General features: G+C 70.9%; 13 protein-coding genes. 8 read left to right on the forward strand and 5 right to left on the reverse strand.

The genetic code is table 11. From position 1 onward, the window contains the following. The first annotated feature begins 96 nt into the window (after positions 1–96). Positions 97–462, forward strand: a complete 366-nt coding sequence (locus M3677_RS11910; protein WP_058728464.1) for a VOC family protein — start codon at positions 97–99, stop codon at positions 460–462. Positions 463–608: 146 nt separating this feature from the next. Here M3677_RS11910 and M3677_RS11915 read toward each other — a convergent pair whose 3' ends face one another. From M3677_RS11915 to M3677_RS11925, 3 genes are all read right to left on the reverse strand, one after another. Further along, a complete protein-coding gene (locus M3677_RS11915; protein ID WP_066657075.1) occupies positions 609–4,490 on the reverse strand; it encodes a DNA-directed RNA polymerase subunit beta' in 3,882 nt (1,293 codons plus the stop codon). 47 nt (positions 4,491–4,537) lie between these two features. Next, entirely contained in the window at positions 4,538–8,026 is a 3,489-nt protein-coding gene (gene rpoB / locus M3677_RS11920) for a DNA-directed RNA polymerase subunit beta (RefSeq protein ID WP_066657077.1), read from the reverse strand. 413 nt (positions 8,027–8,439) lie between these two features. Then, the gene (locus tag M3677_RS11925) at positions 8,440–9,015 is read right to left on the reverse strand and encodes a hypothetical protein (protein WP_251160646.1); all 576 of its coding nucleotides are present in this window, start codon (positions 9,013–9,015) and stop codon (positions 8,440–8,442) included. Between the two features lie 339 nt (positions 9,016–9,354). Here M3677_RS11925 and M3677_RS11930 point away from each other — a divergent pair, with 339 nt between their 5' ends. From M3677_RS11930 to M3677_RS11955, 6 genes are all read left to right on the forward strand, one after another. Next, positions 9,355–10,197 carry a spermidine synthase gene (locus tag M3677_RS11930; RefSeq protein ID WP_251160647.1) on the forward strand — a complete coding sequence of 281 codons (843 nt, stop codon included), beginning with the start codon at positions 9,355–9,357 and terminating at the stop codon, positions 10,195–10,197. A gap of 180 nt (positions 10,198–10,377) precedes the next feature. Beyond that, positions 10,378–11,220 (forward strand): DUF4064 domain-containing protein, encoded by an 843-nt coding sequence (locus M3677_RS11935; RefSeq protein WP_251160648.1) that lies wholly within the window; start codon positions 10,378–10,380, stop codon positions 11,218–11,220. Between the two features lie 135 nt (positions 11,221–11,355). Beyond that, positions 11,356–12,222, forward strand: a complete 867-nt coding sequence (locus M3677_RS11940; RefSeq protein ID WP_251160649.1) for a hypothetical protein — start codon at positions 11,356–11,358, stop codon at positions 12,220–12,222. Beyond that, the gene (locus M3677_RS11945) at positions 12,219–12,713 is read left to right on the forward strand and encodes a SprT-like domain-containing protein (RefSeq protein ID WP_066657095.1); all 495 of its coding nucleotides are present in this window, start codon (positions 12,219–12,221) and stop codon (positions 12,711–12,713) included. The genes M3677_RS11940 and M3677_RS11945 overlap by 4 nt, the downstream gene beginning before the upstream one ends. A gap of 47 nt (positions 12,714–12,760) precedes the next feature. After that, positions 12,761–13,462 (forward strand): CGNR zinc finger domain-containing protein, encoded by a 702-nt coding sequence (locus M3677_RS11950; RefSeq protein WP_251160650.1) that lies wholly within the window; start codon positions 12,761–12,763, stop codon positions 13,460–13,462. A gap of 74 nt (positions 13,463–13,536) precedes the next feature. Next, complete coding sequence (locus M3677_RS11955) at positions 13,537–14,838, forward strand: Nramp family divalent metal transporter (RefSeq protein WP_251160651.1); 1,302 nt, start codon at positions 13,537–13,539, stop codon at positions 14,836–14,838. 35 nt (positions 14,839–14,873) lie between these two features. Here M3677_RS11955 and M3677_RS11960 read toward each other — a convergent pair whose 3' ends face one another. Together M3677_RS11960 and M3677_RS11965 are read right to left on the reverse strand one after the other, a co-directional pair. Beyond that, positions 14,874–15,176, reverse strand: coding sequence for a DUF427 domain-containing protein (locus M3677_RS11960; RefSeq protein ID WP_066657097.1), 303 nt, complete (start codon positions 15,174–15,176; stop codon positions 14,874–14,876). A gap of 55 nt (positions 15,177–15,231) precedes the next feature. Next, a complete protein-coding gene (locus M3677_RS11965; protein ID WP_251160652.1) occupies positions 15,232–15,837 on the reverse strand; it encodes a 2-phosphosulfolactate phosphatase in 606 nt (201 codons plus the stop codon). A 139-nt stretch (positions 15,838–15,976) separates the two neighbouring features. Between M3677_RS11965 and M3677_RS11970 the strand changes: the two genes are divergently transcribed. Next, entirely contained in the window at positions 15,977–16,609 is a 633-nt protein-coding gene (locus M3677_RS11970; RefSeq protein WP_066657099.1) for a GNAT family N-acetyltransferase, read from the forward strand. Positions 16,610–16,637: the final 28 nt, after the last annotated feature.

Below are 16,637 nucleotides of genomic sequence, written 5' to 3' on the forward strand. Positions count from 1 at the left end.
AGGAACGGACGCGACGGGGTCCACGCGCGGCCGCCGCCCGCACCGCCCCACGACGAAGTCCTCGACGTGCGGCGCCGCCCCGGGCCATGATGAGCCATGGACATCACGAGCGTGACCGTGGGCCTCCCCGTCTCCGACATCGAGGCGTCCTGCCTCTGGTACGGCGCCGTGTTCCAGCGTGCGGACCCCGACCTGGAGCCCGAGGACGGCGTCGTCGAGTACGAGATCGGCGGCATCTGGCTGCAGCTGTACCTCGACGCGGACGCCGAACGGCGTCCGGCGACCGTCCGGTTCGGTGTCGACGACGTCCGGTCCCAGCACGCCCGCATCGGGTCGCTCGGCATCGACGTCGGCCCGGTCGAGTGCGTCGACGGTGCCGTCGACTGGTTCGACGTCCGCGACCCCGACGGCAACGTCCTCAGCCTGTACTCGTTGGTCGACGAGAAGGGCCGCACGGCCTGAGACGCGACTGCGCGCCGGCCTGGAGGCGCGTGGCGGGCCCGTCACGAGCCTCCAGGCCGGCAGCACGCCGCTGACCGGCCACGCGCCGGCAACGAGGAAGGCCCCCGCATCCGAGGATGCGGGGGCCTTCCGGGTTCAGCTCAGGCTCAGTTGTAGGTCCCGGGCGTGAAGTCGTCCGACGAGAAGCTGTCGAAGTCGACGAAGCTCAGGTCGGCGTCCGAGAACGAGGAGTCGTCGGCGAAGATGCGGTTGGGGTACCGCTCCGCCTTGGCTTCCTCGGTCGCGGCGACGTCCACGTCACGGTACCGGCTGAGGCCCGTCCCGGCGGGGATGAGCTTACCGATGATGACGTTCTCCTTGAGGCCGACGAGGTGGTCCTGCTTGCCCTCCATGGCCGCCTGCGTGAGGACGCGGGTGGTCTCCTGGAAGGACGCGGCGGACAGCCACGACTCGGTCGCGAGGGACGCCTTCGTGATGCCCATGACCTCCTGGCGAGCCGAGGCGGTCTTGCGACCCTCCTGCAGCGCCGCACGGTTCAGCGCGTTGTAGCGCGACCGGTCGACGAGCTCACCCGGCAGCAGGTCGGTGTCGCCGTGGTCGACGACGGTGACCTTGCGGAGCATCTGGCGGACGATGACCTCGATGTGCTTGTCGTGGATCGGCACGCCCTGCGAGCCGTACACGTCCTGCACACCGTTGACGAGGTGCTTCTGGACCTCGCGCACACCCTTGACCCGGAGGACCTCCTTCGGGTCCACCGTGCCGGCGATGAACTGCTCGCCGAGCTCGACGTGCTGGCCGTCCTCGATGAGGAGGGTCGCACGCTTGAGCACCGGGTAGATGAACGGCTCGTCGCCGTTGTCCGGCGTGAGGATGATCCGACGACCCTTGTCCGTGTCCTCGATCGTGACGCGGCCGGGGGCCTCGGCGATCGGGGACGCGCCCTTCGGGGTGCGGGCCTCGAAGAGCTCGGTCACGCGGGGCAGACCCTGCGTGATGTCGTCGGCCGAGGCCGAACCACCCGTGTGGAAGGTACGCATCGTCAGCTGGGTACCGGGCTCACCGATGGACTGGGCGGCGATGATGCCGACCGCCTCGCCGATGTCGACGAGGTTGCCCGTGGCGAGCGAACGGCCGTAGCACTTCGCGCAGACACCGACGGCCGACTCACAGGTCAGGACCGAGCGCACCTTGATGCTCTCGACACCCGCCTCGAGCAGCGTGTCCAGCAGGACGTCACCGACGTCCGAACCGGCCTCGGCGACGACCGTGCCCTTCGCGTCCGCTGCCTCGGTGGCCAGCGTGCGCGAGTAGACGGTGTTCTCGACGCGCGGGTCGCGGACGAGGGCGCCGTCGGCACCCACGGTCGCGATCGGCAGCTCGAGGCCACGGGTCGTCCCGCAGTCGTCCTCACGGATGATGACGTCCTGCGACACGTCGACGAGACGACGGGTCAGGTAGCCCGAGTCGGCGGTACGGAGAGCCGTGTCCGCCAGACCCTTGCGGGCACCGTGCGTGGCGATGAAGTACTCCGCCACGGTCAGGCCCTCGCGGTACGAGTTGATGATCGGGCGGGCGATGATCTCACCCTTCGGGTTGTTCACCAGACCACGCATACCGGCGATGTTGCGCACCTGCAGCCAGTTACCACGAGCACCCGACGAGACCATGCGGTTGATGGTGTTGTCGACCGGGAAGTTGTCGCGCATCTCCTGCGCGATCTCGTTCGTGGCCTCGGTCCAGATCTTGATCAGGTCGGCGCGGCGCTCCGCGTCGGTGATCAGACCCTTGTCGAACTCGCCCTGGACCTTGGCGGCCTGGACCTCGTAGCCCGCGATGATCTCCTTCTTGCGAGGAGGCGTCACGACGTCCGACAGCGCCACGGTCACACCGGAGCGCGTGCCCCAGTAGAAGCCCGCGTCCTTGATCCGGTCCAGCGCAGCGGCCGTCTCGGTCTTGGAGTAGCGCTCGGCGAGGTCGTTGACGATCGCGGAGAGGGTGCCCTTGTCGGTGACGCGCTGGACGAACGGGTAGTCCGCCGGCAGCGTCTCGTTGAAGAGCGCACGGCCCAGGGTGGTCTCGAGGAGGATCGGCTGACCGACCTCGTAGCCCTCCGGCGCCTCGCCCTCGGCGAAGTGGACACCCGACATGCGGATCTTCACCATCGCGTTGAGGTGCAGCGTGTTCTGGTCCTTGGCCAGGATCGCCTCGGCGACCGACGAGAACGCACGGCCCTCGCCGAGCGCGCCCTCACGGACGGTCGTCAGGTGGTGCAGACCGATGATCATGTCCTGTGCGGGCAGGGTCACCGGACGGCCGTCCGACGGCTTGAGGATGTTGTTCGAGGCGAGCATCAGGATGCGGGCCTCGGCCTGGGCCTCGACCGACAGCGGCAGGTGCACGGCCATCTGGTCACCGTCGAAGTCCGCGTTGAACGCAGCACACACGAGCGGGTGGAGCTGGATGGCCTTGCCCTCGACGAGCTGCGGCTCGAACGCCTGGATGCCCAGACGGTGCAGCGTCGGCGCACGGTTCAGCAGGACGGGGCGCTCGCGGATGATCTCCTCGAGCACGTCCCACACCTGCGGACGCGAACGCTCGACCATGCGCTTGGCCGACTTGATGTTCTGCGCGTGCGACAGGTCGATGAGGCGCTTGATGACGAACGGCTTGAACAGCTCGAGCGCCATCTGCTTCGGCAGACCGCACTGGTGCAGCTTGAGCTGCGGGCCGACGATGATGACCGAACGACCCGAGTAGTCGACGCGCTTGCCGAGCAGGTTCTGGCGGAAGCGACCCTGCTTTCCCTTGAGCATGTCGCTCAGGGACTTCAGGGCGCGGTTGCCGGTACCCGTGACGGGACGACCACGACGACCGTTGTCGAACAGCGCGTCGACCGCTTCCTGCAGCATGCGCTTCTCGTTGTTCACGATGATCTCGGGGGCACCGAGGTCGAGCAGGCGGCGGAGACGGTTGTTGCGGTTGATCACACGACGGTAGAGGTCGTTGAGGTCCGACGTGGCGAAGCGGCCACCGTCGAGCTGCACCATCGGGCGCAGCTCCGGCGGGATGACCGGCACGACGTCGAGCACCATCGCGGCCGGCGAGTTGCCGGTGGCGAGGAAGGAGCTGACGACGCGCAGGCGCTTGATCGCGCGGATCTTCTTCTGACCCTTGCCCTCGGCGATCTGCAGACGCAGCGACTCGGCCTCGGCGGCCAGGTCGAAGGCCTCGAGCCGCAGCTTGATCGCCTCGGCGCCCATGTAGGCGTCGAAGTAGATCCCGAAGCGGTCCTGCAGCTCGTGGAACACGGCGTCCTCGGGCTTGAGGTCGCCGACCTTGAGGTTGCGGAAGTCCTCCCACACGCGCTCGAGGCGGGTGATGTCCTCGTCGAAGGACTTGCGGACCTGGGACATCTCCTTCTCGGCGGTGTCCTTGGTCCGGCGCTTCACGTCGGCCTTGGCGCCCTCTTCCTCGAGCGCTGCGAGGTCGTCCTCGAGCTTCTTGAGGCGGTCGGCGATGATCGAGTCGCGCTGACCCTCGAGGTTCTTGATCTCGAGGCGCATCTCGTTCTCGAGACCGGGCATGTCGGCGTGACGGCCCTCTTCATCGATGTCGATGATCATGTACGCCGCGAAGTAGATGACCTTCTCGAGGTCCTTCGGCGCCATGTCGAGGAGGTACCCGAGGCGCGACGGGACGCCCTTGAAGTACCAGATGTGCGTGACGGGCGCGGCGAGCTCGATGTGGCCCATGCGCTCACGGCGGACCGAGGACTTGGTGACCTCGACGCCGCAGCGCTCGCAGACGATGCCCTTGAAGCGGACACGCTTGTACTTGCCGCAGGCGCACTCCCAGTCGCGGGACGGACCGAAGATCTGCTCGCCGAACAGACCGTCCTTCTCGGGCTTCAGGGTGCGGTAGTTGATGGTCTCCGGCTTCTTGACCTCGCCGTACGACCACTGACGGATGTCCTCGGCGGTCGCGAGGCCGATCCGGATGGCGTCAAATGACGTTGCTTCGAGCAATGTTCTTCTCTCTTGCTGAGTTCGAAACGTGTTCGGTACGGGCCGGCTCAGATGTCGTCGACGGACGACGACTCGAACCGCGAGGAGATGTTGATGCCGAGCTCTTCAGCGGCACGGAAGACCTCGTCGTCCGTGTCGCGGAGGCTGACCGCCTGGCCGTCCGCCGAGAGGACCTCGACGTTCAGGCAGAGCGACTGCATCTCCTTCATGAGGACCTTGAACGACTCGGGGATGCCGGGTTCCTGGATGTTCTCGCCCTTGACGATCGCCTCGTAGACCTTCACGCGGCCGAGGATGTCGTCGGACTTGATCGTCAGGAGCTCCTGGAGGGCGTAGGCGGCGCCGTACGCTTCGAGCGCCCACACCTCCATCTCACCGAACCGCTGTCCACCGAACTGCGCCTTACCACCCAGCGGCTGCTGCGTGATCATCGAGTACGGACCGGTCGAACGGGCGTGGATCTTGTCGTCGACCAGGTGGTGCAGCTTGAGGATGTACATGTAGCCGACCGAGACGGGCTCCGGGAACGGCTCGCCGGAGCGGCCGTCGAAGAGCTGCGCCTTGCCGGAGGAACCGATCAGGCGCTCGCCGTCGCGGTTCGGGAGCGTGCTGTCGAGGAGCCCCTCGATCTCGCGCTCGTACGCACCGTCGAACACCGGCGTGGCCACCTTCGTGCCGGGCGCCGCGCTGTGCGCTGCCTCCGGCAGGGCGGATGCCCACTCCTGGATGCCCTCGACGTTCCAGCCCTGCTTCGCGAGCCACCCGAGGTGGATCTCGAGGACCTGGCCGAAGTTCATGCGGCCGGGAACGCCGAGCGGGTTGAGCACGATGTCGACCGGGGTGCCGTCCGCGAGGAACGGCATGTCCTCGACCGGCAGGATCGTCGAGATGACGCCCTTGTTGCCGTGACGACCGGCGAGCTTGTCACCCGCGGTGATCTTGCGCTTCTGGGCGATGTAGACGACCACGCGCTGGTTGACACCCGAGCCGAGCTCGTCGTCGCCGTCCTGCGCGTCGAAGACCTTGACGCCGATGATCGTGCCCTCTTCACCGTGGGGCACCTTCAGCGAGGTGTCGCGCACCTCGCGCGACTTCTCGTTGAAGATCGCGCGGAGCAGGCGCTCCTCGGCGGAGAGCTCGGTCTCGCCCTTCGGCGTGACCTTGCCGACCAGGATGTCGCCGGGGCGGACCTCGGCGCCGATGCGGATGATGCCGCGCTCGTCGAGGTCGGCCAGGAGGTCCGGGCTGACGTTCGGGAGGTCGCGGGTGATCTCCTCCTTGCCGAGCTTGGTGTCGCGAGCGTCGACCTCGTACTCCTCGATGTGGATCGAGGAGAGCGTGTCGTCCTTCACGAGGTTCTGCGACAGGATCATCGCGTCCTCGTAGTTGTAGCCCTCCCACGGCATGAACGCGACGAGGAGGTTCTTGCCGAGCGCGAGCTCGCCGTTCTCCGTCGCGGGGCCGTCGGCGATGACCTCGCCCTGCTCCACGCGCTCGCCTGCGGAGACGATGACGCGGTGGTTGTAGCTCGTGCCCTGGTTCGAGCGGTCGAACTTGCGCAGGTAGTAGGTCTGCGTGCCGCCCTCGTCGAGCTGCAGGGTCACGGCGTCGGCCGAGACTTCGGAGACGACACCCGCCTTGTCGGCGGTGACGACGTCACCGGCGTCGATGGCGGTGTAGCCCTCCATGCCGGTGCCGACGAGCGGCGACTCGGAACGGAGCAGCGGGACGGCCTGACGCTGCATGTTCGCACCCATGAGGGCGCGGTTCGCGTCATCGTGCTCGAGGAACGGGATGAGCGAGGTCGCGACCGACACCATCTGGCGCGGCGAGACGTCCATGTAGTCGACCTCGTCCTTGCCGACGAGCTCGACCTCGCCGCCCTTCTTCCGGACGAGCACCTTGTCGTCCTGGAAGTGGAAGTCGTCGGTCAGCGGCGCGTTGGCCTGGGCGACGACGAAGTCGTCCTCCTCCGATGCCGTGAGGTAGTCGATGGTCGTGGTGACCTGACCGTTCACGACGCGGCGGTACGGCGTCTCGATGAAGCCGAAGGAGTTGATCCGACCGAACGACGCGAGCGAGCCGATCAGACCGATGTTCGGGCCTTCCGGGGTCTCGATCGGGCACATGCGGCCGTAGTGCGACGGGTGGACGTCGCGGACCTCGACGCCGGCACGCTCACGGGACAGACCACCCGGGCCGAGGGCCGACAGGCGACGCTTGTGCGTCAGACCCGCGAGCGGGTTGTTCTGGTCCATGAACTGCGACAGCTGCGAGGTGCCGAAGAACTCCTTGATCGCGGCGACGACGGGTCGCACGTTGATCAGGGTCTGCGGGGTGATCGCCTCGATGTCCTGCGTGGTCATGCGCTCGCGGACGACGCGCTCCATGCGGGACAGACCGGTGCGGACCTGGTTCTGGATGAGCTCGCCGACGGCGCGGATGCGACGGTTGCCGAAGTGGTCGATGTCGTCCACGTCGAGACGGAGCTGGACGGGCTCACCGTCACGGACACCGTCGAGCGTCGTCTTCTCGGCGTGCAGCGAGACGAGGTACTTGATGGTGCGGACGATGTCCTGCACGGTCAGCACCGAGTCCGAGAGCTGCGCGTCGATGCCGAGCTTGCGGTTCAGCTTGTAGCGACCCACCTTGGCGAGGTCGTAGCGCTTCGAGTTGAAGTAGAAGTTGTCGAGGAGCGCACGCGCGGCCTCGGCGGCGACCTGCTCGCCCGGACGCAGCTTGCGGTAGATGTCCTTGAGCGCCTCTTCCTTGGTGAGGACGGCGTCCTTCTCGAGGGTCGACTCGATCGAGGCGAAGCCCTGGAACTCCTCCATGATCTCCTCGCTCGTCAGGCCGAGGGCCTTGAGGAAGACGGTCACGGACTGCTTGCGCTTGCGGTCGATGCGCACGCCCACCTGGTCGCGCTTGTCGATCTCGAACTCGAGCCACGCACCACGCGACGGGATAACGCGGGCGGAGTAGATGTCCTTGTCGGAGGTCTTCTCCTGCTGGCGCTCGAAGTAGACGCCCGGCGAGCGGACGAGCTGCGAGACGACGACGCGCTCGGTGCCGTTGATGATGAACGTGCCGCGCTCGGTCATGAGCGGGAAGTCGCCCATGAAGACGGTCTGCGTCTTGATCTCACCGGTCATGTGGTTCATGAACTCGGCGTTGACGTACAGCGGCGCGGCGTAGGTCTTGCCACGCTCCTTGCACTCGTCGATGGAGTACTTCGGGTCCTCGAGCTCCGGGGACGTGAACGAGAGCTGCATGGTCTCGCCGAGGTCCTCGATCGGGGAGATCTCCTCGAAGATCTCCTCGAGGCCGGAGTGCAGCGCGAGGTCGGTGCGACCCTGCTCCTGTCCTTCGGCGAGGCGGGCCTTCCAGACGTCGTTGCCGACGAGCCAGTCGAAGCTCTCCGTCTGGAGGGCGAGCAGATCCGGCACCGTGAGGGTGTCCGTGATCTTGGCGAACGAGAGTCGCGAGTGGTTGCGACCGTTCTTGGGGTTGGTGGATGCGTTGGGCGCAGCAGCCAAGGGTGTGACCTCCGGTAGGCCCCGTCGGGCCGGTACTGACGAGCAGCACGTAGGTGAGTGGATTGATCGCTCGGCGCGACCCCGGGACCACCGACACGGAACGCACGACGGCAACGACCGTCGAGGACCTGTGGGATGATCGGTGAGCGGGTCCCGCCGCCATATACGGGACCGGCTGCACCAGGGCGCGTGTTCGACCGCAATATGACGACACACGAATGCCAGGGAGCGCGAACTGTCATCATAGGTCGCCCTGGCGCGCGCTGTCCAGTCCTGGCTTGACCGGATTCGGCGATGGCGTGTATAAGCACACCGACCGCCCCCGCGACGGCGTGTACAAGCACGCGGACCGCCCCCGCGATGGCGTGTACGAGCACACCGACCGCCCCGGGATTCCCGCAGCGCGGCCCGGATCAGTCCTCGAGCGCGTGCAGCAGCTCCTCCGGGTGCTCGGTCCGGACGAAGGTCACCCGCCCCCGGTCGTCCGTGATCCGCACGCCGCGGCCCGGCGTGAGGATGAGCGCCCGCACCCCGCGACCGAGCCGCAGGCCCACCCCGCCGAAGGTGCGCGCGTCCGCGTCGGCCACCGTCACGTCGGCGATGCGTCCCCGCGCGATCCGCCGCGTCGGCAGCGGCCGGAAGTGCAGGACGACGGCGGCGTCGGTCACCGCGATGCCGGTCCGGGCGAGCAGCAGCAGGGCACCGGCCACGAGTGCGACCACGCCCGGCAGCAGCAGCGCGACCTCCGGTGCGTCCCCCGGCCAACCGAGGACGGCCGCCGTCAGCGCGCCCCCGCCGAGCAGCAGCACGGCGCCGACCACACGCATCCACCGGGGAGCGCGCTCACCGTCGACGGCCACCGGCCGGGAGGCGCGGTGCAGCCGGGCGGACCGGCGACCGTCCGCCGCGGCGGAGCCGGTCCGGCTGCGTGGCACGCCGGCGGGGCGCCGGGCGGGACGGAGGGTGGGGATGCTCAGGGTGTCGGTCATCGCGGGTCTCCTGCGGGAGTCGTGTTCCTGCCGCGGGCGCCCGGGTCGTCGGACGGCGCACGCGTGGTGCCGTGCGCCGTCGCACGCGGGAGGGCGGCGTGCCTCTGGTGGGGGGTGCGGGGCGCGCCGACGACGTTCGGGGCACCCGGGCGCGGTGGGGGTCGCGCGGGGTCGTGCCGGTCCACGTCGCGGTCACCCGGACCGGCGGAACACCACGGCCTCGGCCGCACGGTGCTCGACACCGGTCGGGTGACGACGACGAGAACGGTACGTCGTGTCCCTTGACGTCGGCTGGTCGTGCGGAGAGCGGAGGCTCCGCGGTGGTGTTCCATGGGAGGCATGGCTGATGCGTTCGACGGGTTCAGGATCGATGCGGGCTGGGCGTCGGTGGAGCCGGACCGGCACCGCCCCGGGTCCTTCACGCTCGTGGTGGACGGCACGCCGCAGTCGCACGTCGACCTCGAGGACCCCACGCACCTGGCGTTCGAGTACATCCGGCGCATCGGACACGCGATCGACCTCCTGCCGGAGGGACCGATCACGGCGCTGCACCTCGGTGCGGGTGCACTGACCCTGCCCCGGTACGTCGCCGTCACCCGCCCGGGCTCACGGCAGCAGGTCGTGGAGCTGGAGCGGGACCTCGTCGAGCACGTGCGCGAGGTGCTCCCGTTCCCCCGCGGCGCCTCGATCCGGGTCCGCTACGGCGACGCCCGCGAGGTGCTCGGCAAGCTGCCGGCCGGCCTCCGCGGCACGGTGGACCTGGCGGTCGTCGACGTGTTCGGCGGCTCGCAGATCCCCGCGCACGTGACGAGCGTCGAGTTCTACCGCTCCGTCGCCGAGTTCCTCTCGCCCACCGGGATCGTCGCCGTGAACGTCGCGGACGGGGCCGGCCTGGCCTTCGCACGCGGGCAGGCATCGACGCTGCAGGCCGTCCTGCCGTCGGTCGCGGCCGTCGCCGACACCGGCATGCTCAAGGGGCGGCGGTTCGGCAACATCGTGCTGCTCGGGTCGCGGACCGACCTCCCCGTGGCGGACATGCCCCGGCGCTACTCGTCCGACCCGATGCCGGCGAAGGTGGTGCACGGGCAGGAGCTCCGTGCCTTCACGGCGGGCGCGCCCATCGTCACCGACGCGACCGCGGTCGCGTCCCCCGAACCGAACCGCAGCGTCTTCGGCGGCTGAGCCCGCGGTCGCGTCCCGACCACACGCCGGACGGGAGGCCCGGTGCCGGTCCGGTGCCGGGCCTCCCGGCCGTGGGACGGGTACAGGAGCGCCGAGTCCCCCTGAACACGTCGGGCATCCGGCTGCCAGGATGGGGGACAACGACCGCGCGACCGCGCGACCGACCGAGGGAGTCCCCTGATGACGAACGACGACCGGAGCAACGAGGACCGGACGGGCGACGGCGACGCGCCGGTCTGGGGCAGTGCGCCGCAGCGCGACCAGCGCGACCAGCACGACGCACCCCGCTACGGCGAGCGCGTGGACCCGGCACCGGGATCGGCGCCGCAGTACGGCGAGCAGCACCAGGGCCAGCAGCAGTACGGGCAGCAGCAGTACGGCGAGCGCGACCAGTACGGGCAGCAGCAGTACGGCGAGCGCGACCAGCACGGACAGCAGCAGTACGGCCAGCCGCAGCACGGCGGGCACGACCAGCACGGTCGGTACGACCAGCGCGACGGCCGTCACGAGTCCCCGACGTGGGGCGAGCACCAGGGGTCGCACCAGCCCTACGCGGCGTCCTCGGCGCCGGCGAGTGCAGGCAGCCCGGCGTGGCAGTCCTCCGAGGAGACGAAGCCGGCGAAGAAGAAGAAGACCGTCGGCCTCGTGGCGTTCGCGCTCGGGGTCCTGTCGCTCGTGCTCGGCGTCGTCGGCGGTGCCGTGCTGGGCGCCGCGTTCGCGGGCAACGCCGCACTCGAGCAGATCGCACGCGACGGCGGCGGATCGGTGCAGCAGCAGGAACAGCTGCAGCAGCAGCTCATGAACGACCCGTCCGCGATGAGCCAGCTCGGCGGCGGGGCGATCATCATCCTCATCGCAGCCGTCCTCGGCCTGTGGGCCCTGGTGCAGGGCATCATCGCGGCGGTCGCGGGCCGGGGTCGCGTCTGGGGTGTCCTCGCGATCATCCTCGCCGTCGTCGCCACCTTCGCGACGTTCATCGCGGTCAGCATCGCCGCGGCTGCCGCGGTCACCGGCGGCAACTGATCCACGAGTGCCACCGACGGCCCGTCCCGCTGCAGCGGGGCGGGCCGTTCCGCGTCCCGGACCGGTCCGCGTTCTCGGACCCCCCGTGCGCGTGGCACCGCCCGCTCACGGGAGCCCGCGGTTACCCTCGAACCGATGTCCCTCCCGCCTGACGACAGCCAGCAACCCGACCGCGCTCGGGAACCCCGTCACGCCGCGCCGGGCGACTCCGCCCCGGTCACCGCGGGTGTGAGCCCGGGGAGCACCTTCGCGCCGATCAGCCTGCGGCCGGCCGTCGACGCCGACGCCGTGCAGCAGCGGCTGCGCGACCTCGGGCAGAGCCGGAGCACCGAGGCCCTGGCGGAGCGGGCCGAGCTCCTCCGCCTGCTCGGCCGGCTCGACGAGTCGCTCGTCGTCGCGGAGGAGGTCTTCCGGTTGACGATGTTCACCGGTGAGCGGTCGGACAAGGTCGCCGCGCGCATCCGTCGTGCGCACGTGCTGCACGACCTGGGACGCCACGAGCGCGCCGCGACCGAGGCCGCGATGGCGCGCGACACCGCCCGGACCGAGGAGTGGCCGGAGCTCGAGGGCGCCGCCGCCGAGCTCGAGGGCTGGTCGCTGTTCGAGCTGTCACGGTTCGACGAGGCCCGGTCGGCGCTCTCGCGTGCCTACCAGGCCTTCCGGCAGGCAGGGGCTCCGGCGGAGCGCACCGAGGCACTCCGCACCGCGGTCGAGGCCGCACTCCGCGCCTCGGTGGCGCAGCCGAAGGCCCCCGAGGACAAGCCCCGCACCGCCCGCGAGGTCGCCGCGCGCCGTGCCGAGGACGACGAGCCGCAGACGACCCGCGTCGCCGAACCGGTGAAGCAGGTCCCGCCGGTCCGTCGCCGTGTGCTCGGAGCACCCGACGCCGCACGCACCGACGCCGACGACATCTGGGGCCGGATCGCGGCGAAGGCGGCGCAGAAGGGTCAGGCGCCGCGCGACGAGCCCACCGACGACCTGCGGGACCCCGGCGCACGGTGACGACGCAGCCCGCAGCGGCGACGCAGCCCGCGGCGACGCTCGAGCGGGTCCGTGCACGAGCCGAGCACCTGCTGGCGGTGCACCTCGGCCCGGGCGGGTGGACGTTCGCGTTCGACCACGCCAGGACCCGCGCGGGGCAGTGCGACTTCGGCCGCCGACGCATCACGGTGAGCCGGCACATCGTCACCCGGGTGTCGGACGACGACGTGGACCAGGTCCTGCTGCACGAGGTCGCGCACGCGCTCGCCGGTCCCCGTGCCGGTCACGGTCCCGTCTGGCGACGCACCGCGGCGGACATCGGGTACACCGGCTCCCGCCTGTACGACGGGCCCGTCGCGTCGGAGCTCGCGCCGTGGGTCGGCACCTGTCCGGCGGGCCACGAGCACTTCCGCTACCGGACACCGACGCGCCCCCTGGCCTGCGCCCGGTGCGCGCGACGCTTCGACGGCCGGAACCTCATCACCTGGGAGCGGCGCGCGGCTACCGCATGATCGATCCGGCACGTGGAGGCGCGCCGGGGAGCCGTTAGCCTGGGCGGATGCACACGGGGCAGCACATCCGGACGGACAGCGGGTCGTCGTGGTTCTTCGACGCCGGCCGGATCGCCCTGGACTTCGCCCACACCGGTGGGTTCGCCGACGATGCCGGCGGCCGTCGCCCCCGCGCCCGGCTCGGTGAGCTCCTCGTGACGCCGGCCGACCTGGACGAGTGGCTCGGCGACCACACCGAGCCGATCGACGTCGGCGCGACGGCGCGGGAGCTGCAGGACGCCCGAGCCCTCCGCGCCGCGATCGGACGACTGGCGGTCGCCGCTGCCCCGGCCCCCGTCGGCTCGTCGGGCCCCGCCGAACGGACCGCGGTCGCCGCCGGGCTCCGCGCCGGTACCGGACGGACCCGGCCGGCACCGGACGACATCGACACGGTGAACCTGTTCGCGGCGCTGCCGGACGTGCCCCCGAGCCTGCCCGGGGGCCGACGCCGCGCGGGTGCGAACCGGGTCCGTCTGGCCCAGGCGCTGTCGAGCGTGGCCCGCGACGCGGTGGCGCTCTTCACCGAGGTCGGCTTCGACGACGTCGCCGCGGACGGACAGGCGACCCGCCTCAGCCGGTGCTCGGCGGACGACTGCGGGCTCGTCTTCTACGACTCGTCGCGTGGCGGCACCCGCCGGTGGTGCTCGATGCAGCGGTGCGGCAACCGCGCGAAGGTCCGCGCGCACCGGGCGCGACGCGCGGCCGCCTAGGGCGCCCTGCCCGGACGACTCGTGACACGCCGAATCTGAGGATTCGGTCCGCCGAAACCTGGCAAGCTGTCGGCATGTCCGACACCGCCGCCGCCCGCCGTGCCCCCTCCGGACGTCTCGACGACGGCACCGACGGACCCGGCCCCCGACGCGGTCCCGGTCGGCCGCGTCGCCGTGCCGCCGGCCTCACGCTGCTCGGGCCCGCCTTCGTCGCCGCGATCGCCTACGTCGACCCGGGCAACGTCGCGGCGAACCTGACCGCCGGTGCACAGTACGGGTACCTGCTGCTCTGGGTGCTCGTGGCCGCGAATGCCAGTGCCGTCGTGGTCCAGTACCTGTCGGCCAAGCTCGGGGTCGTCACCGGGAGGTCGCTGCCGGAACACCTGGGCCTGCGGATGCGTCGCACCCCGCGCCTGCTCTTCTGGGCCCAGGCCGAGGTCGTCGCCGCTGCGACCGACGTCGCCGAGGTCATCGGCGGGGCGCTCGCGCTGCACCTGCTGTTCGGCCTGCCGCTCGTCGTCGGCGGTGTGCTCACCGGCGTGGTCTCGATGGCGATCCTGCTCCTGCACAGCCGCCGGGGCACCCGCACGTTCGAGGCCGTGGTGACGACGATGCTCGCGGTCCTGACCGTCGGCTTCTGCGCGGGCCTGCTGTCCGCGCAGGTCTCCCCCGGCGAGCTCGTCAGCGGCCTGGTCCCCCGGTTCGAGGGCGCGCAGTCGGTGCTCCTCGCCGCCTCGATGCTCGGTGCGACGGTGATGCCGCACGCGGTCTACCTGCACTCCGCCCTGGCACGGGACCGGCACGGCGACGTCCCCGCCGGGCCGGAGCGCCGCCGGGTGCTCGTCGCGACGCGGTGGGACGTCGGGCTGGCCCTCGTCGTCGCGGGCGGCGTCAACGTCTGCATGCTCGTGCTCGCCGCCGCCACGCTGCCCGGGGTCGCGGGCACCGACACCATCCCCGGTGCGCAGGCCGCGATCGCGGCGAACGTCGGCCCCGTGGTGGGCGTGCTGTTCGCGGTCGGCCTGCTCGCGTCCGGTCTGGCGTCGACCTCGGTGGGCTGCATGGCCGGCGCGGAGATCATGCACGGGCTGCTGCACGTCCGCATCCCGGTCGCGGTGCGCCGGCTCGTCACGCTGCTGCCCGCCGTGGTGCTCCTGGCCGTCGGCGCGGACCCGACGATGCTCCTCGTGCTCAGCCAGGTGGTGCTGAGCTTCGGCATCGCCTTCGCGATCGTGCCGCTCGTGGTCTACACGTCACGGCGGAGCATCATGGGCGCCGACGTCAACGCGATGACCACCCGCGTGGTCGCGGGCGTCATCGCGCTGGTGATCGTCGCCCTCAACGTGGCGCTCGTGGTGCTGACGCTGGCCGGCTGAACCCGCCGGACGGCGACGACCGGGTCGTCCCCGCGTCAGTCGACGACGCGGACTTCCTTCCAGAAGGCGTAGTAGCCCGAGTAGTCCTTGCCGACCCGGTCGAACGACGACGGGATCGGCGTGGGGTAGGTCCAGGCGCGGTCCGGCAGCGCCTGACCGTCGACCGTGACGGTGTAGTACTGCGTGTCGCCCTTCCACGGGCAGTGGTACTGGGTGTCGCTCTCCGAGAAGAACTCCGGCGCCACGCTCGACGGCGGGAAGTACCAGTTCCCCTCGATCTGGATGAGGTCCTCCTGCGGAGCCTCCGCGATCACGGTGTCGCCGACGACTGCCTTCATGACGTGCTCCTTGCGATCAGCGGCGTCCTGGCGACGCCGGTCCCGATCGGGAACGCTACGCCCGGGTGCCGGATTCCCGCAGGACGACGAGCTCGGGCCCCGCGGCGAGCGCCGCGTGCACCGTCTCCCGGTCCAGGTCCGCCGCACCCTCCGCGGCGCTCACGAGGTGCCGCACCGCGCGACGGAGTCCCGTGTACGCGGCGCAGGCGGTGGCCGCCTCGGGCGAGGTGTGGTCGATGCCGACCGTGACGAGGGCGTCGACGACGGCCCCGGCGGCGAGCAGGTCCTCGACCGCGGGCTCCGGCGTCTCCGCGCCGTCCGTCGGCTCCCCGGCGGCGTCCGCGACGGTGACGCCGGAGTTGGTGGTGCGGCCCGCGGCGACGACCGCGACGACGCACCGGTCCCCGCGCTCGGCCTGGAGGCTCGTCACCCGTTCCGCGACCGCCGCCGCGTTGCCGAGGTGGCCGAGCACGACCTCCGGACCGTCGGGCAGCAGGGCTGCCGCGGCCCGCGCCCGTGCCGCGGGGTCGGCCCCGCCCCCGGACGGTTCCGGCAGGACGTCCACCCACACCACGAGGTGCGTGCCGTGCGCGATCCGGTCGGCACCGGCGCTCCCCCACGCGAACCGGACCTGGTACTGCTCCTGGGTGCGTGCTGCCACCGGTCCACGATAGCCGCGGGCCGTCCCCGTCCGTCCCGGTCCGTCCCCGTCGGTCCCTGTCCGTCCCCACAGGAGCCCGGTCCACAGCCTGTGCCCGCTCGACCCCGCTGCCGGTGCCGCGACCGTAGGATCGGTGACCATGGAGATCGCCACCGTCCCCACGCTGACCGGCGACCGCGTCACCCTCGAGCCCCTGGCGGCCGAGCACGCGGACGACCTGCGGGCGGCGGTGGCGGACGGCGACCTCTGGCGCACCTGGTACACCTCGGTGCCTGCCCCCGACCGGGTCGAGGCCGAGATCGACCGGCGGCTCGGCGAGCACGCGGCTGGGCGGATGGTGCCCTTCGCGATCCGTGACCGCCCGACCGGTCGCGTCGTCGGGGCGACCACCTTCGCGAACATCGACACCGCCAACCGTCGCGTCGAGATCGGCTACACCTTCCTGGCGCGGGCGGCACAGCGGAGCGGGATCAACACCGAGGCGAAGCTGCTCCTGCTCTCGCACGCGTTCGACACCTGGGACTGCATCGCCGTCGAGTTCCGGACGCACTGGCACAACCAGCAGTCGCGGGCGGCGATCGCCTCGCTCGGCGCGAAGCAGGACGGCGTCCTGCGCAGCCACTCGATCGGCCGGGACGGCACGCTGCGCGACACCGTGGTCTTCTCGATCACCGCCACCGAGTGGCCGACCGTGCGCCTGTCGCTCACCGAGCGCCTGCGCACGCGGGACCGTGCCGAGGGCGCACGGCGTCGGGCCGCCCGGCACGCCTGACCCGTCGGACGCACGGGTGCACCGTCCC

It is taken from the genome of Curtobacterium sp. P97, assembly GCF_023712445.1.
Taxonomy (GTDB): domain Bacteria; phylum Actinomycetota; class Actinomycetes; order Actinomycetales; family Microbacteriaceae; genus Curtobacterium.

Coding starts and splice junctions, on each gene's coding strand:
- M3677_RS11935 (WP_251160648.1), top strand. CDS start 10,378: ATGACGAACGACGACCGGAGCAACGAGGACCGGACGGGCGACGGCGAC.
- M3677_RS11970 (WP_066657099.1), top strand. CDS start 15,977: ATGGAGATCGCCACCGTCCCCACGCTGACCGGCGACCGCGTCACCCTC.
- M3677_RS11955 (WP_251160651.1), top strand. CDS start 13,537: ATGTCCGACACCGCCGCCGCCCGCCGTGCCCCCTCCGGACGTCTCGAC.
- M3677_RS11960 (WP_066657097.1), bottom strand. CDS start 15,176: ATGAAGGCAGTCGTCGGCGACACCGTGATCGCGGAGGCTCCGCAGGAG.
- M3677_RS11950 (WP_251160650.1), top strand. CDS start 12,761: ATGCACACGGGGCAGCACATCCGGACGGACAGCGGGTCGTCGTGGTTC.
- M3677_RS11930 (WP_251160647.1), top strand. CDS start 9,355: ATGGCTGATGCGTTCGACGGGTTCAGGATCGATGCGGGCTGGGCGTCG.
- M3677_RS11925 (WP_251160646.1), bottom strand. CDS start 9,015: ATGACCGACACCCTGAGCATCCCCACCCTCCGTCCCGCCCGGCGCCCC.
- M3677_RS11940 (WP_251160649.1), top strand. CDS start 11,356: ATGTCCCTCCCGCCTGACGACAGCCAGCAACCCGACCGCGCTCGGGAA.
- M3677_RS11910 (WP_058728464.1), top strand. CDS start 97: ATGGACATCACGAGCGTGACCGTGGGCCTCCCCGTCTCCGACATCGAG.